The sequence below is a fragment of the Methyloversatilis sp. NSM2 genome, assembly GCF_038066675.1.
Classification (GTDB): Bacteria; Pseudomonadota; Gammaproteobacteria; order Burkholderiales; family Rhodocyclaceae; genus Methyloversatilis; species Methyloversatilis discipulorum_A.
This window is the reverse complement of sequence record NZ_JBBUKV010000011.1, coordinates 1-21,144: the sequence shown is the minus strand read 5'-3', so window position 1 is coordinate 21,144 and position 21,144 is coordinate 1. Positions and strand designations below refer to the sequence as shown.

19 protein-coding genes are annotated in these 21,144 nt (G+C 69.3%); all 19 read left to right on the top strand.

Annotated features, from left to right (window positions below; all coding sequences use genetic code 11):
- Positions 1-200: 200 nt before the first annotated feature.
- The 19 genes from hypB to WJU27_RS16615 all read left to right on the top strand — a co-directional run bounded on the left by hypB (position 201) and on the right by WJU27_RS16615 (position 20,748).
- On the top strand, positions 201-1,163 hold the full coding sequence (gene hypB / locus WJU27_RS16705) for a hydrogenase nickel incorporation protein HypB (protein ID WP_341422814.1): 963 nt from the start codon (positions 201-203) through the stop codon (positions 1,161-1,163).
- A complete protein-coding gene (locus WJU27_RS16700) occupies positions 1,160-2,305 on the top strand; it encodes a Kae1-like domain-containing protein (RefSeq protein WP_341422813.1) in 1,146 nt (381 codons plus the stop codon). Before hypB ends, WJU27_RS16700 begins: the two co-directional genes overlap by 4 nt.
- Positions 2,296-2,538 (top strand): HypC/HybG/HupF family hydrogenase formation chaperone, encoded by a 243-nt coding sequence (locus tag WJU27_RS16695; protein ID WP_341422812.1) that lies wholly within the window; start codon positions 2,296-2,298, stop codon positions 2,536-2,538. Before WJU27_RS16700 ends, WJU27_RS16695 begins: the two co-directional genes overlap by 10 nt.
- Complete coding sequence (hypD, locus tag WJU27_RS16690) at positions 2,535-3,677, top strand: hydrogenase formation protein HypD (protein ID WP_341422811.1); 1,143 nt, start codon at positions 2,535-2,537, stop codon at positions 3,675-3,677. Before WJU27_RS16695 ends, hypD begins: the two co-directional genes overlap by 4 nt.
- A complete protein-coding gene (gene hypE / locus WJU27_RS16685) occupies positions 3,674-4,750 on the top strand; it encodes a hydrogenase expression/formation protein HypE (protein WP_341422810.1) in 1,077 nt (358 codons plus the stop codon). The genes hypD and hypE overlap by 4 nt, the downstream gene beginning before the upstream one ends.
- A gap of 6 nt (positions 4,751-4,756) precedes the next feature.
- Positions 4,757-5,218, top strand: coding sequence for a hypothetical protein (locus WJU27_RS16680; RefSeq protein WP_341422809.1), 462 nt, complete (start codon positions 4,757-4,759; stop codon positions 5,216-5,218).
- The gene (locus tag WJU27_RS16675) at positions 5,215-6,960 is read left to right on the top strand and encodes an enoyl-CoA hydratase-related protein (protein ID WP_341422808.1); all 1,746 of its coding nucleotides are present in this window, start codon (positions 5,215-5,217) and stop codon (positions 6,958-6,960) included. The genes WJU27_RS16680 and WJU27_RS16675 overlap by 4 nt, the downstream gene beginning before the upstream one ends.
- A complete protein-coding gene (locus WJU27_RS16670) occupies positions 6,957-8,405 on the top strand; it encodes a sigma-54-dependent transcriptional regulator (protein ID WP_020162841.1) in 1,449 nt (482 codons plus the stop codon). The genes WJU27_RS16675 and WJU27_RS16670 overlap by 4 nt, the downstream gene beginning before the upstream one ends.
- Positions 8,405-10,237: an NAD(P)H-dependent oxidoreductase subunit E gene (locus tag WJU27_RS16665; RefSeq protein WP_341422807.1), complete on the top strand. Its 1,833-nt coding sequence runs from the start codon at positions 8,405-8,407 to the stop codon at positions 10,235-10,237. Before WJU27_RS16670 ends, WJU27_RS16665 begins: the two co-directional genes overlap by 1 nt.
- On the top strand, positions 10,234-10,926 hold the full coding sequence (locus tag WJU27_RS16660) for a 2Fe-2S iron-sulfur cluster-binding protein (RefSeq protein ID WP_341422806.1): 693 nt from the start codon (positions 10,234-10,236) through the stop codon (positions 10,924-10,926). Before WJU27_RS16665 ends, WJU27_RS16660 begins: the two co-directional genes overlap by 4 nt.
- Positions 10,923-11,465, top strand: a complete 543-nt coding sequence (locus WJU27_RS16655; protein WP_341422805.1) for an NADH-quinone oxidoreductase subunit B family protein — start codon at positions 10,923-10,925, stop codon at positions 11,463-11,465. Before WJU27_RS16660 ends, WJU27_RS16655 begins: the two co-directional genes overlap by 4 nt.
- A 13-nt stretch (positions 11,466-11,478) precedes the next feature.
- The gene (locus WJU27_RS16650; protein WP_341422804.1) at positions 11,479-12,999 is read left to right on the top strand and encodes a Ni/Fe hydrogenase subunit alpha; all 1,521 of its coding nucleotides are present in this window, start codon (positions 11,479-11,481) and stop codon (positions 12,997-12,999) included.
- On the top strand, positions 12,996-13,490 hold the full coding sequence (locus WJU27_RS16645) for a hydrogenase maturation protease (protein WP_341422803.1): 495 nt from the start codon (positions 12,996-12,998) through the stop codon (positions 13,488-13,490). Before WJU27_RS16650 ends, WJU27_RS16645 begins: the two co-directional genes overlap by 4 nt.
- On the top strand, positions 13,487-14,482 hold the full coding sequence (locus WJU27_RS16640; protein WP_341422801.1) for an NADH-quinone oxidoreductase subunit B family protein: 996 nt from the start codon (positions 13,487-13,489) through the stop codon (positions 14,480-14,482). Before WJU27_RS16645 ends, WJU27_RS16640 begins: the two co-directional genes overlap by 4 nt.
- 19 nt (positions 14,483-14,501) lie before the next feature.
- Positions 14,502-14,984 carry a hypothetical protein gene (locus WJU27_RS16635; RefSeq protein WP_341422800.1) on the top strand — a complete coding sequence of 161 codons (483 nt, stop codon included), beginning with the start codon at positions 14,502-14,504 and terminating at the stop codon, positions 14,982-14,984.
- Positions 14,985-14,987: 3 nt separating this feature from the next.
- On the top strand, positions 14,988-16,451 hold the full coding sequence (locus WJU27_RS16630; protein ID WP_341422799.1) for a nickel-dependent hydrogenase large subunit: 1,464 nt from the start codon (positions 14,988-14,990) through the stop codon (positions 16,449-16,451).
- 106 nt (positions 16,452-16,557) lie between these two features.
- Entirely contained in the window at positions 16,558-17,970 is a 1,413-nt protein-coding gene (locus WJU27_RS16625) for a Fic family protein (RefSeq protein ID WP_341422798.1), read from the top strand.
- 1 nt (position 17,971) lies between these two features.
- On the top strand, positions 17,972-18,472 hold the full coding sequence (gene nikR, locus WJU27_RS16620) for a nickel-responsive transcriptional regulator NikR (RefSeq protein WP_304013242.1): 501 nt from the start codon (positions 17,972-17,974) through the stop codon (positions 18,470-18,472).
- Positions 18,473-18,621: 149 nt separating this feature from the next.
- Positions 18,622-20,748 (top strand): TonB-dependent receptor, encoded by a 2,127-nt coding sequence (locus WJU27_RS16615; RefSeq protein WP_341422797.1) that lies wholly within the window; start codon positions 18,622-18,624, stop codon positions 20,746-20,748.
- Positions 20,749-21,144 lie beyond the last annotated feature (396 nt).

The following is a 21,144-nucleotide window of genomic DNA, read 5'->3' as shown; positions in this document are numbered from 1 at the left end:
TAAGCCCAAGGAGCGACGCGGCATCCACCTGCTCGTCCCGAGGTGCCCCTCGGGAGGTAAAGACAATACAAGGAGCGAGCTTGCTCGCGATAGGGCGGCTGCACGGCACCGCGGGTTTTTTCGCATCGCATCGCGAGCAAGCTCGCTCCCACAGGAAATTGAGACCCGGCGTGGACCGGGCAAGGACGGAGGAGATCGATATGTGCGTAGTGTGTGGATGTGCCGGTGACGGCAGCCAGGTGACGATGGAGGGGCACGCCCATCCGCCCAGCCCCTATTCACCCGCGGCGCGGCGGGTGAAGTCCGGTGCGCCGGCGATCCGCCGGGCGGAACCGGCGCATGCGGGGGCCTCGCACGTCGCGGTGGACCCGGCCAGCGGCGACCTGCATTTCGGCGCCGGTGCGGCCAAGGTGTCGGTGCCCGGCATGAGCCAGGCGCGCGCCATCCGGCTCGAAACCGACATCCTCGGCGAGAACGACCGCGTCGCCGCGCAGAACCGCGCACAGTTCGCGGCGCACGGCGTGACCGCGCTGAACTTCGTGTCCAGCCCCGGCTCCGGCAAGACCACGCTGCTGTGCGCCACCATCGAGGCGCTGAAGACACGCGCGCACGGACTGCCGGTGGCGGTGATCGAGGGCGACCAGCAGACCTCCTTCGACGCCGACCGCATCCGTGCAACCGGCGCGCCGGCGCTGCAGGTGAACACCGGCAAGGGCTGTCACCTCGACGCACCGATGGTGGCCGAGGCCTTCGCCCGCCTGCATCGCCACGATCACGGTGAGGAGCGCAGCCTGCTGTTCATCGAGAACGTCGGCAACCTCGTCTGCCCGGCGATGTGGGACCTGGGCGAGGCGGCCAAGGTGGCCATCCTGTCGGTCACCGAAGGCGAGGACAAGCCGCTCAAGTACCCGGACATGTTCGCCGCCAGCACGCTGATGCTGGTGAACAAGATCGATCTGCTGCCCTATCTGAACTTCGACGTCGAGCGCTGCATAGCCTTCGCGCGCCGCGTCAATCCGGCCATCGAGGTGATCCGGGTGTCGGCCACCACCGGCGAAGGCATGGGCGACTGGCTGACCTGGATCGAATCGCGACTGAAGGCCGACGCCGTAGCCGGCCTGCGGGCCGGCATCGACGACATCGTGCGGAGCACCGCGTCATGAGCCCCCGGCTCCCCACCGTGCTGGCGGCCGGCGCCTGGCTGAAGAACGCCGCCTGCCTGTTCGAGGACGGTCGCGCCGTCTGGTCGCCAATGCATGGCGACCTCGGTGACCCGGCCGCCTGCGTCGCGCTCGAACAGTCGCTCGACCATCTGCGCGCCCAGTCCTGTACGCCGATCGAGGCGATCGCGCATGACCTGCACCCGGACTTTTACAGCACGCATCTGGCCGTCGCGCTGGCCGACCGGCTGGGCGTGCCGGCCGTCGGTGTGCAGCATCACCATGCGCACATCGCCGCCGTGATGGCAGAGCATGGACTGACCGAACCGGTGGTCGGCCTGGCGCTCGACGGCGTCGGCCTCGGCACCGACGGCGTGGCCTGGGGCGGCGAACTGCTGTGGGTCGCCCCGGGCGACTGGCGCCGGCTCGGCCACCTGTGGCCGCTGCAACTGGCCGGCGGCGACGTGGCCGCGCGCGAGCCCTGGCGGATGGCCGCCGCCGCGATGCAGACGCTGGGTCGCGGCGCCGACATCGAGGCGCGCTACACCGCCGCGGTCGGCGCGCAGGCCGCGCGCACCGTCACGCGCATGCTGGACAGCGGCCTGAACAGTCCGCCCACCACCAGCACTGGCCGCTGGTTCGACGCCGCTGCCGGCGCGCTCGGTTTGAGCGTGCGCCAGTCGCACGAGGCCGAAGCCGCCATTGCGCTCGAATCGGCCGCCAAGCGCTGGTTTGCCGCGCACGGCGAGCCGACGCTGGACAGCGTCGTCGAGGTCGCGGGCGACAGCATGCTCGATCTGCGTCCGCTGCTCGCCCGTCTGCTCGACTGGCCGGACGGCGAAAATCGATGCGACGAAGCCGCCGCCTGGTTCCACGTGGCGCTGGCCGACGGCCTCGCGCAGTGGGCGATCGCCGCCGCACAGCGCACTCAGGTCGATACCGTCTGCCTCGGCGGCGGCTGTTTCATGAATGCGCTGCTGACGCGTCGCGTCACGCTGCGGCTGCAGAGCCGCGGCCTGCGCGTGCTGCGGCCCCAGGCCACATCCTGCGGCGATGCCGGTCTGGCCATGGGCCAGGCGTGGGCGGTCGCGCAGCAGATCCATCTCGCACCCGGCGTGCTCACGGAGTCCCTGTCATGTGTCTAGCCATCCCCGCCAAGCTGGTCGAACTGCGCGAGGACGAACGCGCGGTGGTGAACCTCGGCGGCATCCGCAAGGAAGTGTCGATCGAACTGGTGCCCGAGGCGCGGGTCGGCGACTACGTCATCGTCCACGTCGGTCACGCCATCGGCATGATCGACCCGGAGGAGGCCGAGCGCACGCTGGCACTGTTCGGCGAAATGTCGGCAGCGATGGCCGCGACGGAGTCCGCCGCATGAAGTACATCGACGAATTCCGCGACGGCGACGTCGCCCGCAAGATCGCCGACCGTCTGGCCCTTGAAGCGCGCGGTGACCGCCAGTACAGCTTCATGGAGTTCTGCGGCGGCCATACGCACGCCATTTCGCGCTACGGCGTGAGCGAACTGCTGCCGGCCAATGTGCGCATGATTCACGGCCCCGGCTGTCCGGTCTGCGTGCTGCCGATCGGCCGCGTCGACATGGCGATCAAGCTGGCGCTCGAACACGATGTCATCGTCTGTACCTACGGAGACACGATGCGCGTGCCGGCCTCCGACAGCCTGTCGCTGACCAAGGCGAAGGCGCGCGGCGGCGACATCCGCATGGTGTATTCGGCGGCCGACGCGCTCACGGTCGCGCGCGACAACCCGGAGCGTCAGGTGGTGTTCTTCGCCATCGGCTTCGAAACCACGACGCCGCCGACCGCGCTCGCCATCCTGCGCGCGCAGCGCGAGGGGCTGAAGAATTTCAGCGTGCTGTGCTGTCACGTGCTGACCCCGTCCGCCATCACCCACATCCTGGAGTCGCCGGAAGTGCGCCAGTACGGCACGGTGCCGATCGATGGCTTCATCGGCCCGGCGCACGTGAGCATCGTGATCGGTGCCGCGCCCTACGAGCACTTTGCCGAGGAATACCGCAAGCCGGTCGTGATCGCCGGCTTCGAGCCGCTGGACGTGATGCAGGCCATCCTGATGCTGGTGCGTCAGGTGAACGAGGGCCGCGCCCACGTCGAGAACGAATTCACCCGCGCCGTCGACCGCGACGGCAATCTGGCCGCGCAGCAGAAGGTGTCCGAAGTGTTCGAACTGCGACCCAGCTTCGAATGGCGCGGCCTGGGCGAAGTGCCGTACAGCGCGCTGAAGATCCGGCCGGCCTTCGCCGAGTTCGACGCCGAGCGCCGCTTCGACGTCGGCTACAAGCCGGTGGCCGACAACAAGGCCTGCGAATGCGGCGCCATCCTGCGCGGCGTCAAGAAGCCGACCGACTGCAAGATTTTCGGCACCGTGTGCACGCCGGAAAACCCGGTCGGTTCCTGCATGGTGTCGAGCGAGGGGGCGTGCGCGGCGCATTACGCGTACGGCCGGTTCAAGGACATTCCCGTCAAGGTGAGCGCATGAATGCGAGAGACGACAGCAAGGGCGGCACGGTGCGCGCCGGCTATGTGCGTCCGCTGGACATCCGCAGCGGCCGCATCGACATGGGCCACGGTGCCGGCGGCCGCGCAGCCGCGCAGCTGATCGAGGAAATCTTCCTCGCCGCCTTCGACAATCCCTTCCTGCGCCAGGGCAACGACGGTGCGTCGCTGGCCATTCCGCAGGGCCGCCGTCTGGTGATGGCGACCGACGCGCACGTCATTTCGCCGCTGTTCTTCCCCGGCGGTGACATCGGTGCGCTCAGCGTGCACGGCACGGTGAACGATGTGGCGATGATGGGCGCGACGCCGCTCTATCTGTCGGCCAGTTTCATCCTCGAAGAGGGTTTTCCGCTGGCCGATCTGAAGCGCATCGTGCTGTCGATGGCGGCGGCGGCGCGCGAAGCCGGCGTGGCGGTGGTCACCGGCGACACCAAGGTGGTGGAGCAGGGCAAGGGCGACGGCGTGTTCATCAGCACCACCGGCGTCGGCGTGGTGCCGCACGGCATCGACGTGTCGGGCGCGAACGCGCGGCCGGGCGACGTCATCCTGCTGTCGGGCACCGTGGGCGATCATGGCGTGGCGGTGCTGTCGCAGCGCGAATCGCTGGAGTTCGAAACGACCATCGTGTCGGACACCGCAGCGCTGAACGGCCTGGTCGCCGACATGCTGGCGGTGTGCCCGGCGATCCGCACGCTGCGCGATCCGACCCGCGGCGGTGTCGCCACCACGCTGAACGAGATCGCCCGCCAGTCCGGCATCGGCATGCTGCTCGACGAAGCGGCGATACCGGTGAAGCCGGAGGTCGACGCCGCCTGCGAGCTGCTGGGGCTGGACCCGCTCTACGTCGCCAACGAAGGCAAGCTGCTGGCCATCGTGCCGGCCGAGCACGCCGACGCGGTGCTGGCGGCGATGCGCGCGCATCCGCGCGGTGCGGACGCGGCACGCATCGGCGTCGTGATGGAGGACGCACACCACTTCGTGCAGATGAACACCCGCTTCGGCGGCCGGCGCGTGGTCGACTGGCTGAGCGGAGAGCAGCTGCCGCGCATCTGCTGAACCGCGATGAGCGCCGACCGCGTCTATGCCAAGACCGACAAGGGCCGCGCTGAACTGCTGTCGCGCACCGGCACGCTGCGCGGACGGCTGCGCGCGGCGCTCATCGTCGTCAATGGTCAGGCACCGCTGTCGGCGCTGCAGGAGGTGATCGGCGACGGCGCGGCCGATCTGCTCGAAGAACTGCGCACGCTCGGCCATGTCGAGGCGGTCGAACCGGCAGCGCTGCCGGCCGCCAACGACAGCACGGCGCCGGCCAACGCGCTGCTCGAGATGAGGCGCGCCGATGCGATGCACCGGCTGGCACCCCACTTCGGGCCCGACGTGGCACTGGTCGCGCGCCCGCTGCTGGCCGCCGAAGACGCAGCCACCTTCAACTGCGCGCTCGACGCGATCGAAATCAAGCTCGCGCTCTACATGGGCCGCCGCGACGCCGCGCGCACGCTGGACGGACTGAGGCTGCAGACATGACGGTGCCGCTGCGCATCCTGCTGCTGTGCCACAGCTTCAACAGCCTGAGCCAGCGCCTGTACGCCGAACTGACGGCGCTCGGTCATGTGCTGTCGGTGGAGCTGGACATCGCAGACGCGGTGACCGAAGAGGCGGTCGCGCTGTTCCAGCCGGACCTCGTGCTGGCCCCATTCCTGAAGCGGCGCATCCCGGCGTCGGTGTGGCGCGCCCTGCCCTGTTTCGTCGTGCACCCGGGGCCGCCGGGCGACCGCGGCCCGGCGGCGCTCGACTGGGCCATCGTCGAGGGACAGCGCGAGTGGGGCGTCACCGTGCTGCAGGCGGACGGTGATTTCGACGCCGGCCCGGGGTGGGGGGCCGCGACCTTCCCGCTGCGTGCGGCGTCCAAGGGCGCGATCTACCGGCGCGAGGTGACCGAAGCGGCGGTCGCGGCGACCTTGCAGTCGCTCGCCCGCTTCACTGCCGGCGACGCGCCGCAGAACAGTCTGCCCGCCGCCGACGGCTGGCGCGGCGTGCTGCCGCAGGCGCGTCGCGCCATCGACTGGTCGCGCGACGACAGCGCAACGGTGCTGGCGAAGATACGCGCCTCCGACGGCCAGCCGGGCGTGGTCGATGCGCTGTTCGGCCAGCCCTGCCGGCTGTTCGACGCGCACCCGGCGACGCTGGAGGCGCTGGCCGGTTTCGATGGTGCGCCGGGCGACGTATTGGCGCAGCGTGACGGCGCACTGCTGCGCCGGACCGCCGATGGTGGCGTCTGGATAGGCCGCGTGTCGATCGCCCTTGGCGACGCCGCGTCGCCGATCAAGCTGCCGGCAATGCAGGCCTTTGCCGCGGCGGCCGCGACGCTGCCCGAACGTGCGGTGCCGCTCACGCGGGCGGCCGACGAATGGGGCGAGTTGCGCTACACCGAGCACGGCGAGCGCGGGGCCCGCGTCGGCGTGCTCAGTTTCGACTTCTGCAATGGCGCGATGTCCACCGCGCAATGCCAGCGCCTGCGCGACGCGCTGGTCGAGGTGAAGCGGCGCGACACGCAGCTGCTGCTGATCGCTGGCGGCGACGGCTTCTTCAGCAATGGCATCGACCTCAACTGCATCGAGGCGGCGGCGCACCGCGACGGCGACAGTGCGGCCGACGAATCGTGGCGCAACATCAACGCGATGAACGACGTCGCGCTGGAAATCATCACCTGCACCGACCGCCTCACCGTGTCGCTGCTGCGCGGCAACGCCGGTGCCGGCGGCGCCTTCCTCGCGCTGGCGGCGGACGAGGTGTGGGCGCAGCGCGGCGTCATGCTGAACCCGCACTACAAGAACATGGGCAATCTGTACGGCTCGGAGTACTGGACCTACCTCGCGCCGCGCCGGCTCGGCGCCGATGGCGCGCGCGCGCTGATGCAGAGCCGGCTGCCGCTGTCCGCACCCGAGGCGCTGCGCATCGGCTTCGTCGACCGTTGCCTCGACGTGCCGGCCGGTCAGGTACTCGATGCGGCGGTGCAGGAAGCCCGGCTGCTGGCCGCGTCGTACAATCTGCGTGATCGCGTCATGCGCAAGCAGACCGAGCGCGCGGCCCACGAAGCCGAACGTCCGCTCGCCGATTACCGCAAGGAAGAACTGTCCCGCATGCACCGCAATTTCTACGGCTTCGACCCCAGCTACCACGTCGCGCGCCACCACTTCGTGCACAAGCTGCCGCATGCGTGGACGCCGCGCCATCTGGCCGTGCACCGCGAGGTCGCCGCGCGATGAACGCCAGCCTGCGCGTACCCACCGTGCTGGTGGTCGATGACGAAGTGCGCTCGCAGGACGCGATGCGCCGCACGCTGGAAGAGGACTTCACCGTGCTCACCGCCAGCGGCGCCGACGACGCGCGCCAGCAGCTGGAGCGGCACGAGGTGAACGTCATCCTGTGCGACCAGCGCATGCCGGGCCTGACCGGCGTGCTGTTCCTGAAGGAGGTGCGCGAACGCTGGCCCGACGTCGTACGCATCGTCATTTCCGGCTACACCGATTCGGAAGACATCATTGCCGGCATCAACGACGCCGGCATCTACCAGTACATCCTTAAGCCCTGGGTGCCCGACCACCTGCTGGCCACCGTGCGCAACGCCGCCGAGGCGCAGACGCTGCAGCAGGAAACCGCCCGCCTCGACCTCGAACTGCGCACCGCCACGCCGGTGCTGCGCCAGCGTGCCGCGCACAAGCTGGAGCGCGCGCGCCGGACTTTCGGCTTCGATCGCATCGAACGTTCGGCCGGCAGCCCGCTGGATTCGGTGTGTGAAATGGCCGCGCGCGTCGCCCGCTACGACCTGTCGGTGCTGGTGCTCGGCGAATCCGGCACCGGCAAGGAACTGCTGGCACGCGCCATCCATTACGCCAGTCCGCGCGCCAATGGCGCCTTCGTCGTCGAAAACTGCGCGGCGATACCGGAAACCCTGCTCGAATCCGAACTGTTCGGCCACAAGCGCGGTGCCTTCACCGGCGCCTACGAAGACCACATCGGCCTCTTTCAGCGCGCCGACGGCGGCACCGTATTCCTCGACGAGATCGGCGAAACCTCGCCCGCCTTCCAGGTGCGCCTGCTGCGCGTGCTGCAGGAAGGCGAGGTGCGGCCGGTCGGCGGCACGCGCGCGGTGCCGGTCGACGTGCGCGTCATTGCCGCCACCCACCGCGACCTCGAACAGCGGGTGCGCGAAGGGCTGTTCCGCGAGGATCTGTACTACCGCATTGCCGGCGCCACCTTCACCGTGCCGCCACTGCGCGAACGCGTCGGCGACATCGAGCCGATCGCCCGCCGCGTGGTCGACGAAGTGGGCATCGAACTGGGCCGCCCGGGCGCCTCGCTGACCGACGAGGCGATGGCCTGTCTGATGGGCTATCCCTGGCCCGGCAACATCCGCGAACTGCGCAACGAACTGGCGCGCGCGCTGGCGCTGAGCGACAGCGAACGCATCGAGGCGCAGTCGCTGTCGCTGCGCGTGCTGCACGGCCAGGCCGGCCTGACCGCCACCGCCAGCGCGACGCCCTTGCCGGCCAGCGGTACGCTGGCCGAGCGGCTGGACGCGATCGAAGCCATGGTGCTGCGCGAAACCCTGCTCCGCCACCGCTGGAACAAGACGCGCGCCGCCAAGGAACTGGGCCTGTCCCGGGTCGGTCTGCGTGGAAAGATGGTGCGCTTCGGGCTGGAGGGCTGATGGTCGACGCTGCGGACATCGTGAGCGGGCAGATGCGGGCGGCCGCCGACGTGGTGCTCGACCGCTGGCAGCGTGATCCGCACGCGCTGGTGCAGGTGCTGCGTGAAACGCAGGCGGTCACGCACTGGCTGCCGCGCCCGCTGCTCGCCCACATCTCCGCCGCACTCGGTCGGACGCTCGCGCACGTCGAAGGCGTGGCCGGCTTCTACCGCTTCTTCCACACCCGCCCGGTCGGCCGCACGCGGCTGCTGTTCTCCGACAACATCACCGACCGCATGCTGGGCAGCGAAGCGCTGCTGGCGCAGCTGTGCGCCCGCCTCGGCGTGGCGCCGGGCGAGGTCGATGCGCAGGGGCGCTTCAGCGTCGACCGCTGTTCCTGTACCGGACTGTGCGACCAGGGGCCGGCACTGCTGGTGAATCACCATCAGGTCATTACGCGGCTGGACGCGACACGCGTCGACGCGCTCGCCGATCTGCTGCTCGCCGACACGCCGGTTGAGCAGTGGCCGGTAGCGTGGTTCACCGTGGTCGATGGCGTGCAGCGCGCTGACGTGCTGCTGAGCGGCCTCGCCGCCGACGCACCGACGCTGCAGGCGGTGCTCGCGCAGTCGCCGCAGGCACTGCTCGACGAAGTGGCGCAGTCCGGCCTGCGCGGACGCGGCGGCGCCGGTTTCCCGACCGCGCGCAAGTGGCAGGCCTGCCGCGACGCCGCCGGCGACCTGCGCGTGGTCGTCTGCAACGCCGACGAGGGCGAGCCCGGAACCTTCAAGGACCGCGTGCTGCTGGCGAGCCACGCCGACGCCGTGTTCGACGGCATGACGGTGGCGGCGCGTGCGGTCGGCGCGCAGCAGGGCTTTCTGTACCTGCGCGGCGAATACCGCTACCTGCTGCCGCAACTTGAAGAAGTGCTCGCGCGCCGCCGCGCGCAGGGCCTGCTAGGCCGTGACGCATGCGGCGTCGTTGGTTTCGACTTCGATATCGCCATCCATCTGGGTGCCGGCGCCTATGTCTGCGGCGAGGAATCGGCGCTGATCGAATCGCTGGAGGGCAAGCGCGGCACGCCGCGCATCCGTCCGCCCTTCCCGGTGCAGGCCGGCTATCTCGGCCGGCCGACCGTCGTGAACAACGTCGAAACCTTCTGCGCGGTCGCCCACATCGCGCGCCGCGGCGGCGCCTGGTGGGCTGGCATCGGCACCGCGCAATCGACCGGCACCAAGATCCATTCGGTGTCTGGCGACTGCGCGCGGCCCGGCCTGTACGAATACCCGCTGGGCACGCCCATCGCGCAGATCCTCAAAGACTGCGGTGCGCGCGACGTGCAGGCGGTGCAGGTCGGCGGGCCGTCCGGCGCCTGCGTGCCGGCGGCGGATTTCGGGCACACCATCGCCTTCGAGGACGTGCCGAGTGCCGGGGCCTTCATGGTGTTCGACCGCACGCGCGACCTGTTCGAGGTGGCGCGCCACTTCGCCCGCTTCTTTGCGCACGAGAGCTGCGGCCTCTGTACGCCCTGCCGCGTCGGCACCGAACTGGTGGTGCGGCGGCTGGACAAGCTCGCGCACGCGCGCGGCGCCGGCAGCGCGTCCGCTTTCGATATCGAGCGCCTGCACGATCTCGATACGGTGCTGCACAGCGGCACCCACTGCGGTCTCGGCGCCTCGGCCTGCAACCCGCTGCGCGACACGATGCGGCATTTCGGCGCCGCTTACGCGCAGCGCGCGACCGCGCCGCAGTTCCAGCCGGACGTCGACCTCGACGCCGAACTGTCGTCGGCGCGCCGCGTGACCGGACGGACCGACGCCGGCGCGCATCTGCACACGGACACACCGGCATGAGCGGCGTCGATCCGACCTTCGACCTTGACGGCCAGCCGGTCGCGCTGCAGCCGGGCGACACGATACTGACGGCCGCGGCGCGCGCCGGGCTCGACATTCCGCACCTGTGCTGGAGCGAAGAGGTATCGGGCAGCGCGTCGTGCCGGCTGTGCACGGTGCTGGCCGACGGCCGCCCGGTGGCCGCCTGCGTGACGCCGGCGGTGGCCGGCCAGAAGGTCGACTGCCGTACCGCCTCGCTGGGCACGCAGCGCCTGCGTCTGCTGCAGATGCTGTTCGTCGAGGGCAATCACTTCTGCCCCGGCTGCGAAAAGAGCGGCAACTGCGTGCTGCAGGTACAGGCCGAACGCGCCGGCATGACCGACCTGAATTTCGAGGTGCTGAACCCGGAGCGGCCGGTCGATGCGAGCCATCCCGACGTGATGTTCGAACCGAACCGCTGCATCCTGTGCCAGCTCTGCGTGCGCGCCAGCGACGAAATCGACGGCAAGCGGGTGTTCGCCATCGGCGGCCACGGCATCGCCACCCGGCTGCTGATCGACAGCCCGAGCGGCCGGCTCGGCGACAGCGCGCTGTCGGTCGACGACCGCGCCGCCCACATCTGCCCGGTCGGTGCGCTGCTGCCCAAGCGGGTCGGCTTCGCGGTGCCCATCGGCCAGCGCCGCTTCGACACCGAGGACACGCGCGGATGAACGCGACCTCCCCATCACCGCGCAAGCTGCGCGTCGCCACCGTGTCGCTGGCCGGCTGCTTCGGCTGCCACATGTCGCTGCTCGACATCGACGAGCGGCTGTTCGATCTGGTCGAGCGGGTCGAATTCGACCGCTCGCCGCTGACCGACATCAAGACCGTCGGTGCGGTCGAGCCATGCGACATCGGCCTGGTCGAAGGCGGCCTGTGCAATGCCGAGAACGTCGAGGTGCTGCGCGCCTTCCGCGCCCGCTGCACCGTGCTGGTGGCGGTTGGTGCCTGCGCCATCACCGGCGGCCTGCCCGCGCTGCGCAACCATCTGGACGTCGGCGACGTCATGCAGTCGGTGTATGGTCGAGTGCCGGACGACCCGGAACTGCCGCTGCCGCTGAACCGCGTGCTGCCGATACACGAGGTGGTGCGCATCGACCACGCGCTACCCGGCTGCCCGCCGCCAGCCGACGCCTTCTGGCAACTGCTGCAGGACCTGATCGCCGGCCGCACGCCGGTGCCGGCGCCCGGCCTCATCCGCTACGACTGAAGTTTTCAGGATCATGGACACGCGCCCGCTCGAAACCGCCGACAACCCTGCAGGCCTGCGCCGCATCGCGATCGATCCGCTGTCGCGCGTCGAAGGCCACGGCAAGGTGACGCTGCTGCTCGACGACGACAACCGCGTGCGGCAGGCGCGGCTGCACATCGTCGAATTCCGCGGCTTCGAGAAATTCATTGAAGGCCGTCCGTACTGGGAAGTGCCGGTCATGGTGCAGCGGCTGTGCGGCATCTGCCCGGTGTCGCACCATCTGGCCGCATCGAAGGCCTTCGATCGCGTGGTCGGCGGCTGGCCGGTGCCGCCGGCGGCCGATGGCATCCGCCGCCTCATGCACTACGGCCAGATCGTGCAGAGCCACGCGCTGCACTTTTTCCACCTCGCCTCGCCCGACCTGCTGTTCGGTTTCGACGCCGAGGTCGATCGGCGCAACATCGTCGGCGTGGCCGCCGCCTTTCCGGACGCCGCGCGTCAGGGCGTCATGCTGCGCAAGTTCGGTCAGGAGGTGATCCGCATCACCTCGGGCAAGCGCATTCATGGCACCGGCGCCATACCCGGCGGCATGAACCGCGCGGTCGATCCGGCCGAGCGCGACGCGCTGCGCGCCGAACTGCCGCAGGTACTGGCCTGGGCGCAGGACGCGGTGTCGCTGGCCCGCCGGCTGCACGAAAGCCTGCCGGCGCGCTACGCCGACTTCGCCGACACGCCGGCGGCCATGATGTCGCTGGTCGGCCGCGACGGCGCGATGGAGCTGTACGACGGCGTGCTGCGGCTGCGCGAAGCCGACGGGCGCATTGCCATCGACGGCTTCGACGACCAGCGCTACCGCGAACTGATCGCTGAAGCGGTCAAGCCCTGGACCTATATGAAATTCCCTTACCGTCGCGACCTCGGTGTCGATGACGGCTGGTACCGCGTCGGACCGCTGGCGCGCGTGCAGAACTGCGACTTCATCCCGACGCCGCGCGCCGAAGAGGCGCGCCAGGCCTTCGTCGCCGCACACGCGGGACGGCCGGTGCACGCGGTGCTGGCCACTCACTGGGCACGCATGATCGAACTGCTGCACGGCGTCGAAACGGTCGCCGCGCTGCTCGACGATGCGCTGATCACCGGCGGTCCGCTGCAGGCCGAGGGGCCGCGCCAGCGCTCGGGCATCGGCATCATCGAAGCGCCGCGCGGCACGCTGATCCACGAATACGAAGTCGGCGACGACGACCTGGTCACGCGCTGCAATCTGATCGTATCGACCACGCACAACAACCAGGCGATGAACGAGGCGGTGCGCGCTGTGGCGCTGCGCTATCTCGACGGCGAAACGATTACCGAAGGCCTGCTCAATCACATCGAGGTGGCCGTGCGCGCCTACGATCCCTGCCTGTCCTGCGCCACGCACGCGCTCGGTCAGATGCCGCTGGCGGTGAGCCTGCGCGCGGCCGACGGTCGCGTGCTCGACCACGTGCTGCGCAGCTCGACCGGCGAACTGCTGCGCGACGGCCCGGCGCACGACGCCGAGGCGGCGCAATGACGGCGCCGCTGCTGGTGCTCGGCTGGGGCAACCCGAGCCGCGGCGACGACGCGCTCGGCCCGATGCTGGTCGATGCGCTGGCGGCGTATGCCAGACGCGCGCTGCCCGCCGGCACGGTGGATTGTCTCAGCGACTACCAGCTGCAGATCGAGCACGCGCTCGATCTGGTCGGCCGCGAACGCGTGCTCTTCGTCGACGCCGCACGCGGGCTGGATGCCGCCTGTCAGATGCGCAGGGTCGAGCCGCAGCGCGAGCGCCAGATCACCAGCCACGCGCTGTCGCCGGAAGCACTGCTGCAGGTATTCGTCGATCTGCAGCGCCGCGCACCGCCGGTGTGTGATGTACTGGCCATCCGCGGCCGCCGCTGGGAACTGGGCGAGCAGCCGGATGCGCAGGCCGTGGCCGATCTGGAACAGGCGCTCGCCCGGGCGCGCGGCTGGCTGCACGACGCCGTCGCCTGCGGCGCGCACACCGAAGGAGTGAATGCATGAACGTGCTCTGGTTGCAGTCCGGCGGCTGCGGCGGCTGCAGCATGTCGCTGCTGTGCGCCGACACCGACGATTTCCACGGCCAGCTGCGCGACGCCGGCATCGATCTGCTGTGGCATCCGTCGCTGTCGCTGGACAGCGGCACTGAGGTGACTGCGCTGCTTGGCCGCATCCTCGACGGCGATCTGCCGCTGGACGCGCTGTGCGTCGAAGGCTCGCTGCTGCGCGGGCCGAATGGCACAGGGCGTTTCCACATCATGGCCGGCACCGGTCTGCCGATGATCGAATGGGTGCGCACGCTCGCCGCAAAGGCGCGCCACGTGATCGCCATCGGCAGCTGCGCCGCCTGGGGCGGCGTCACTGCCGGCGGCGACAATCCGACCGACGCCTGTGGCCTGCAGTACGAGGACGACGTGCGCGGCGGCCTGCTGGGCAGCGACTTCCGCGCCGCGGGCGGCCTGCCGGTGATCAATATCGCCGGTTGTCCGACCCACCCGAGCTGGGTGCTCGACACGCTGATGGCGCTGGCCGCCGACGGCTTCACCGACGCCGATCTCGACACGCTGGGCCGGCCGCGCTTCTACGCTGACCAGTTGGTGCACCACGGCTGCACGCGCAACGAGTACTACGAGTTCAAGGCCAGCGCCGAAAAGCCCTCGGACCTCGGCTGCATGATGGAAAACATGGGCTGCAAGGGCACGCAGGCGCACGCCGACTGCAACACCCGGCCGTGGAACGGCGAAGGCTCCTGCACCCGCGGCGGCTACGCCTGCATCAGCTGCACCGAACCCGGCTTCCAGGAACCCGGCCACCCCTTCCACGCCACGCCCAAGCTGGCCGGCATCCCGATCGGCCTGCCGACCGACATGCCCAAGGCCTGGTTCGTCGCGCTGGCGTCACTGTCGAAGTCGGCGACGCCGAAGCGGGTCAAGGTGAATGCGGTGTCGGACCACGTCGTGGTGCCGCCGGTGGCGAGAAGGACGAGGTTGAAGTGACCCATGTGAGTACATACGAATGTCGCATCTCGAATCGCTGATTGTTGAGTACTTGGATTGGCAGGGCTATTTGGTCCGCCGCAACACAAAGGTCGGACGTTTGAGGCACGGGGGCTGGGAGATGGAGCTTGACGTCATTGGTTACCACCCGCGGGAATTGGACCTGGTTCACTACGAACCGTCTGTCGACGCTCATACGTGGGAGATGCGCGAAGCACGGTACGAGAAGAAGTTTGCGGCAGCCCGGAGGTTGGTTTTCTCAGAGGTGTTCTCGTGGTTACCGCCTGAAACCTCGATGCGTCAGATTGCAGTTTTCCCATCACACCCCAAAGGTCGAGATTCCATCGCTGGCGGGCAGATTTTGTCTATCGACGAGCTGGTCGCCGAGATACGTACAAAGGTGATGATGTGCGGTGTAGCGCGTAGTAACGCGATCTCCGAAAGCTATCCTTTGCTTAGGGTTCTGCAGCTTTCGCACTGCGGATACAACCGTGCTCTCTAACGCATGACCCGCCTTCTCGTCGGCCCCTTCAACCGCGTCGAAGGCGATCTCGAAGTGACGCTGGACGTCACCGACGGTCGTGTCGCGTCGGCGCACGTCAATGCGCCGATGTACCGCGGCTTCGAGCAGATCCTGCGTGGGCGCGAGCCGCATGATGCGCTGGTGTATGTGCCGCGCATCTGCGGCATCTGTTCGGTGTCGCAGTCGGTGGCGGCCGCGCGTGCGCTGGCCGATCTCAGCGGCATCACGATGCCGGCCAACGGCCAGCACGTGACCAATGTGATCCTCGCCACCGAAAACCTGGCCGATCACCTGACTCACTTCTACCTGTTCTTCATGCCGGACTTCGTGCGCCCGGTGTATGCCAGCCGGCCGTGGCATGCCGAGGCGGTGCGCCGCTTCACGCCGCAGACCGGCGAACAGGTGCGCGCCGCGATCGCCGCGCGCCAGCGCTGGTTCACGCTGCTCGGCACGCTGGCCGGCAAGTGGCCGCACACGCAGAGCATCGACCCCGGCGGCTCGACGCGCGCCATCGACGCCGCCGAGCGGGTGCGCCTGCTGGCCCGCGTGCGCGAATTCCGCCGCTTCCTCGAAACCCATACCTATGCCGCGCCGCTGGAACAGGTGGCCGCGCTCGATTCGGAAGCCGCGCTCGACGCCTGGCATCACTCGGCACCACTCGCCGACCCGCTGCACGGCGACCTGCGCTTCTTCCTGACCGTCGCGCGCGACGCGGCGCTGGCCACGCTCGGTGCCGGCCCCGGCCGCTTCCTCAGCTACGGCGCCTACCCGCAGCCGCAGGGCGGCACCGCGCTGGGCGCAGGCGTCTGGCACGCCGGCGCGCTGTCACCGCTCGACCCGGCCGCCATCCGCGAAGACGCCACGTACGCTTGGCTGAGCGACGCCGGTGGCCCGCAACATCCGCGCAGCGGCGTTACGCGGCCGGAACCGGACAAGCCCGGCGCCTACACCTGGAACAAGGCGCCGCGGCTGGCCGGCGCAGTGGTCGAAACCGGCGCCATCGCGCGCCAGCTGGCGAGCGGCCATCCGCTCATCACCGATCTGGTCGGCCGTTACGGTGGCACCGTCTACACCCGCGTCGTCGCCCGCCTGCTCGAACTGGCCCGCGTGGTGCTCATGATGGAAGACTGGCTGCGCGCCGTGCGACCGGGCGAACCGTTCTGCACGCCCGGCCGGCTGCCGGACGAAGGCAGCGGCGCCGGCCTCGGCGAAGCGGCACGCGGCAGCCTGGGCCACTGGGTTTCAGTGCGCGACGGTCGCATCGCCAATTATCAGATCGTCGCGCCGACCACCTGGAACTTCTCGCCGCGCGACGCCGGCGGCCGCCCCGGCGCGCTGGAGTCGGCGCTCGAAGGCGCACCGGTGCGCGAGGGCGAAACGACGCCGGTGGCGGTGCAGCACATCGTGCGGTCCTTCGATCCGTGCATGGTGTGCACGGTGCACTGAGTGGGTGGCAGGAAAAGCGGCGTATCGAATCGCGCCATATCCCTGTTGGCGCGATTCCCTGTTTTGTGCCAATATTGTGGCGCGATAATAGAATTGCGCCACTTAAATGACCCGGCCTCGCTCGTCCATTGATCCGAATACGCTCGCCGCACTGATCGCCCGCCACGAAGAGGGCGTCGGTGTGGACGGCCTGCTGCGCGTGCTCGGCGATGGCGTTGCACGCCGTACGCTGCAGCGCCGGCTGGCCGAACTGGTCGCGCAGGGCCGCGTGCTGACGCGCGGCGAGGCGCGGGCGCTGAAGTATTTCCCGGCGCCGGCGGGTTCTGCATTGACGGTGATGGAGCCCCTGCCGTCCGCCGCGCCGGCACCCTATGTGACGCTGTCGGCCGAGGGCGCGGAGCTGCGCGACCTGTTGCGCCGGCCGCTGCATCTGCGCCGCCCGGTCGGCTACGACATCGGCTTCGTCGACCGCTATCGCGCCAATGACACCTTCTATCTGCCCGAGCCGCTGCGCGCGCAACTGCACGCGCTCGGCCGCTCACCGGTCGGCGAAGCGGCGGCGGGTACCTTCGCCGGCGACATCCTGAACCGGCTGCTGATTGATCTGTCCTGGGCCTCGTCGCGGCTGGAGGGCAATACCTATTCGCGGCTCGATACCGAACGTCTGATCGAACTGGGCGAGATCGCCGAGGGCAAGGACGCGCTCGAAACGCAGATGATCCTGAACCACAAGGCGGCCATCGAGTATCTGGTGCATGGCGCCGGCCGCATCGGCGTCGATCGCGAAACGCTGCTGTCACTGCACGCGCTGCTGTCCGACGGCCTGCTGCGCGATCCGCAGGCCGGCGGCCGGGTGCGCAGCCGCGCGGTCGAGATCAGCGGCTGTGTGTACCGGCCGCTGGCGCTGCCGCAGCAGCTCGACGAGCTGTTCGGCATCGTCATCGACATCGCCGCCGACATCGAAGACCCCTTCGAGCAGGCCTTTTTCCTGATGGTGCATCTGCCCTATCTGCAGCCTTTCGAGGACGTGAACAAGCGGGTGTCGCGGCTGGCCGCCAACATTCCGCTGATTCGCACCAATCTGTGCCCGCTGTCCTTCATCGACGTGCCGCAGCAGGCCTATGTCGATGCGATGATTGCGGTCTACGAGCTGAACCGCATCGAGCTGCTGCGAGACGTGTTCGTCCAGGCCTACGCGCGCTCCTGCCAGCAGTATGTCGCCGTCAAGCAGCAGCTGGTGCCGCCCGACACCTTCCGCCTGCGCCACCGCAAGGCGCTGACCGAAGCGGTGCGCACCATCGTGCTGGGCGGACGGCCGGCAAGCGCGGCGGCCGCGCGCGAGGCGACGCCGGCCGCTGTGGCGGCGGACGACCGGGCGCGCTTCGTCGAACTGGTGCTGCAGGAGTTCCGCTCGCTGCACGAGGGCAATGCGGTCCGCTTCGGCCTGCGTCCGCTGGAATTTGCCGACTGGCTGGCTACACACGGCGGGTCGATCGATACGAGCTCATCGGAGTCATGACATGCAGCGCTTCACCATTTCCCTCGACGACCAGCTGGCCGCGCAGTTCGACGACTGGATCGCGCAGCGTGGCTACGGCAACCGTTCGGAGGCGGTGCGCGACCTGTTCCGTGCCGAACTCGACCGCACGGCGCAGCAGACGGGCAGCGCGACGCACTGCGTGGCCTGCCTGTCCTACGTGTTCAACCACCACGAACGCGATCTGGCCGAGCGCATCATCAGCCTGCAGCATGCGCACCACGACCTCACGGTGTCGTCGATGCACGCCCATCTAGACCACGACTACTGCCTCGAAACCGTCATCCTGAAAGGCGAGATCGCCGCGGTGCGGCAGTTCGCCGATGCGGTGTGCGCCGAGCGCGGCGTGCACCATGGCAAGATCAATGTGATCAGCGTCGAGCTGGACGCCGGCCACCACCACGCGGGCCCGGGCGGACATCGCTACACACGGCGGCACGAGCGTGGCGGACACGGCCACGTGCACATCAAGCCCAGCACCTGACGCCAGCGCCGCTGCCGCAGCATCGATCGGAATGGCAGCGCGCTGACCACCGCACGACCGGCCGTCGCGCCGAAACGCTTGCCCGGCGTGGTGCGGCGACTGGCACGCTTCTCGCGTATGAAGACTGTTCCAAATCTTCATACAAAAAGATGAACGCGAAAAAAGACTTTTCCGGGAAGGTGTTGCGGGCGCCATCGGCGTCCGTGCAGGGATTTCTGCCGCTGCTGTGCGTGCCCGTCATCGGGGCATGGGGCACCGCGCTGGCGCACGAAGCGGCACCGTCGGCTCACCATCTCGACGCGGTGACCATCGAGGGCCACTACGACAACGCGATCGGCACGTCCGATGCCGCCAGCCAGGGCCGCGTCACCGCGCGGCTGATCGAAAACCGGCCGACGTTGCGTCCTGCCGAGGTGCTGGAATTCGTGCCCGGCGTCATCGTCACGCAGCACAGTGGCGGCGGCAAGGCGAACCAGTACTTCCTGCGCGGCTTCAACCTCGACCACGGCACCGACTTCGCCACCTATATCGACGGCATGCCGGCCAACATGCCGACGCACGCGCACGGCCACGGCTACACAGACCTGAACTGGCTCATCCCGGAGCTGGTCGGCCGCATCGACTACCGCAAGGGCCCGTACTACGCCGAAGAGGGCGATTTCGCGTCCGCCGGTTCGGCGCGCCTGCGGCTGGTCGACCGCCTCGACTACGGCACCGCCGAAGTGACCCTCGGTCAGGATGGCCACCGGCGCGGCCTGTTGATGAATTCGCACGCGCTGGGTGCCGGCACGTTGCTGTACGCGCTCGAAACCTCGCGCAGCGACGGCCCCTGGGACAACCCGGAAGACTTCCGCCGCATCAACGGCGTGCTGCGCTACACGCTGGGCGAGGGCGCCAACCGCACCGCACTTACCGCGATGGCCTACACCGCGCGCTGGGACTCGACCGACCAGATTCCGCTGCGCGCCGTGCAGTCCGGCCTGATCGGCCGCTATGGCACGGTGGACCCGACCGACGGCGGCAAGACGCAGCGCTACAGTCTGTCGGTCGACCACCAGCGCGCCTACGACGACGGTGCCTTCCGCTTCAACGCCTACGCCATCCAGTCGGAGCTGGACCTGTGGTCCAACTTCACCTACTTCCTCGAAAACCCGGCCGACGGCGACCAGTTCCGCCAGTCCGAACAGCGCACCGTGCTCGGCATGGCGATGAGCCGCAGCTGGGACGGCCAGTTCGCCGGCCGGCCGATGACCAACACGCTGGGCGTGCAGCTGCGACACGACCGCCTGAGCCCGGTCGGGCTGTATTCGACGGTCGCGCGCAGCACCACCGGCGTGATCCAGCAGAGCCGCGTGCGTCAGACCAGCGTCGGTCTGTTCGGCGAGAACAGCGTGCAATGGACGTCCTGGCTGCGCAGCCTCGCCGGCCTGCGCATCGACCGCTACGACTTCGACGTCGCCAGCTCGATCGCCGCTAACAGTGGCGACGCCTCCGACCACATCGCCTCGCCCAAGCTGTCCTTCGTGTTCGGGCCGTGGGCGCGCACCGAGTACTTCGTGAACTACGGCTACGGCTTCCACAGCAATGACGCCCGCGGCACCACGGCGCGCGTCACCGCCAAGGGCGGGCTGCCGGCGGACCCGGTCGACGCGCTGGTGCGCACCAAGGGTGGCGAAGTCGGCGTGCGCACCGAGTGGGTTCCCGGGCTGCAGAGCTCGCTTGCCGTGTGGACGCTGAAGCTGGATTCGGAACTGCTGTTCGTCGGCGACGCTGGCGAAACCGAGCCCAACCGCGCCAGCAAGCGCAGCGGCATCGAGTGGAACAACCGCTGGACGATGCGTCCCTGGCTGCTGCTGGACCTCGACATCGCCGCTTCGCGCGCCCGCTTCACCGAGGACGACCCGGCGGGCAACCACGTGCCGGGTGCGGTCGACCGCGTCGTCGCCGCAGGCCTGAGCCTGACCGAAGACAACCCGCTGGCCAACGGCTGGTTCGGTCACCTGCAGTTGCGGCATGTCGGCCCGCGTCCGCTGGTCGAGGACAACTCGGTGCGCTCCGATTCGACCACGCTGGCCTATCTGCGCATCGGCCACCGCCTCACCCGCGACCTGCGGCTGATGCTGGACGTGTTCAACCTGTTCGACAGCGGCGACAACGACATCGAGTACTTCTACACCTCGCGTCTGCGCGGCGAAGCGGCAGGCGGCGTCGATGACCGCCATTTCCATCCGGTCGAGCCACGCAGCGTACGGCTCACCCTGAATGCGCGGTTCTGAGTGCTTGAACCGTGCGGGCGGCCGGAGCTTGGGCGGTTTGGGAGAGGGGTCTTGACCCCGACAGCGGCAGGTATCGGAGTCTGAGGCCTGTCGCCGCTGCGTCGCGGCCAAGGCCGCTCCCACGAGGATCGCTCCCTGTTCGCCGCCGGAGCGGGGTTTTGTGGGAGCGAGCTTGCTCGCGATTGCGGCTCGAATCGAAGCCGCCGGCCCGCCAGCGCCGCATCGCGACCAAAGGTCGCTCCCACAGGGGCTGAGCCCGATTTGCCGCCGAAGCCTGGGCGCGCGTTCTGTGGGAGGGGTCTTGACCCCGACAGCGGGCGGTATCGGAGCCTGAGGCCTGTCGCCGCTGCGTCGCGGCCAAGGCCGCTCCCACGAGGATCGCTCCCTGTTCGCCGC

Bases quoted from the DNA above. Each gene is read 5' to 3' on its own strand.
- WJU27_RS16650 (WP_341422804.1), top strand. From the start codon at position 11,479: ATGGACACGCGCCCGCTCGAAACCGCCGACAACCCTGCAGGCCTGCGC.
- WJU27_RS16700 (WP_341422813.1), top strand. From the start codon at position 1,160: ATGAGCCCCCGGCTCCCCACCGTGCTGGCGGCCGGCGCCTGGCTGAAG.
- WJU27_RS16630 (WP_341422799.1), top strand. From the start codon at position 14,988: ATGACCCGCCTTCTCGTCGGCCCCTTCAACCGCGTCGAAGGCGATCTC.
- WJU27_RS16680 (WP_341422809.1), top strand. From the start codon at position 4,757: ATGAGCGCCGACCGCGTCTATGCCAAGACCGACAAGGGCCGCGCTGAA.
- hypB (WP_341422814.1), top strand. From the start codon at position 201: ATGTGCGTAGTGTGTGGATGTGCCGGTGACGGCAGCCAGGTGACGATG.
- WJU27_RS16645 (WP_341422803.1), top strand. From the start codon at position 12,996: ATGACGGCGCCGCTGCTGGTGCTCGGCTGGGGCAACCCGAGCCGCGGC.
- WJU27_RS16615 (WP_341422797.1), top strand. From the start codon at position 18,622: ATGAACGCGAAAAAAGACTTTTCCGGGAAGGTGTTGCGGGCGCCATCG.
- WJU27_RS16660 (WP_341422806.1), top strand. From the start codon at position 10,234: ATGAGCGGCGTCGATCCGACCTTCGACCTTGACGGCCAGCCGGTCGCG.
- hypE (WP_341422810.1), top strand. From the start codon at position 3,674: ATGAATGCGAGAGACGACAGCAAGGGCGGCACGGTGCGCGCCGGCTAT.
- hypD (WP_341422811.1), top strand. From the start codon at position 2,535: ATGAAGTACATCGACGAATTCCGCGACGGCGACGTCGCCCGCAAGATC.
- WJU27_RS16670 (WP_020162841.1), top strand. From the start codon at position 6,957: ATGAACGCCAGCCTGCGCGTACCCACCGTGCTGGTGGTCGATGACGAA.
- WJU27_RS16655 (WP_341422805.1), top strand. From the start codon at position 10,923: ATGAACGCGACCTCCCCATCACCGCGCAAGCTGCGCGTCGCCACCGTG.
- WJU27_RS16640 (WP_341422801.1), top strand. From the start codon at position 13,487: ATGAACGTGCTCTGGTTGCAGTCCGGCGGCTGCGGCGGCTGCAGCATG.
- WJU27_RS16635 (WP_341422800.1), top strand. From the start codon at position 14,502: ATGTCGCATCTCGAATCGCTGATTGTTGAGTACTTGGATTGGCAGGGC.
- WJU27_RS16695 (WP_341422812.1), top strand. From the start codon at position 2,296: ATGTGTCTAGCCATCCCCGCCAAGCTGGTCGAACTGCGCGAGGACGAA.
- nikR (WP_304013242.1), top strand. From the start codon at position 17,972: ATGCAGCGCTTCACCATTTCCCTCGACGACCAGCTGGCCGCGCAGTTC.
- WJU27_RS16665 (WP_341422807.1), top strand. From the start codon at position 8,405: ATGGTCGACGCTGCGGACATCGTGAGCGGGCAGATGCGGGCGGCCGCC.
- WJU27_RS16625 (WP_341422798.1), top strand. From the start codon at position 16,558: ATGACCCGGCCTCGCTCGTCCATTGATCCGAATACGCTCGCCGCACTG.
- WJU27_RS16675 (WP_341422808.1), top strand. From the start codon at position 5,215: ATGACGGTGCCGCTGCGCATCCTGCTGCTGTGCCACAGCTTCAACAGC.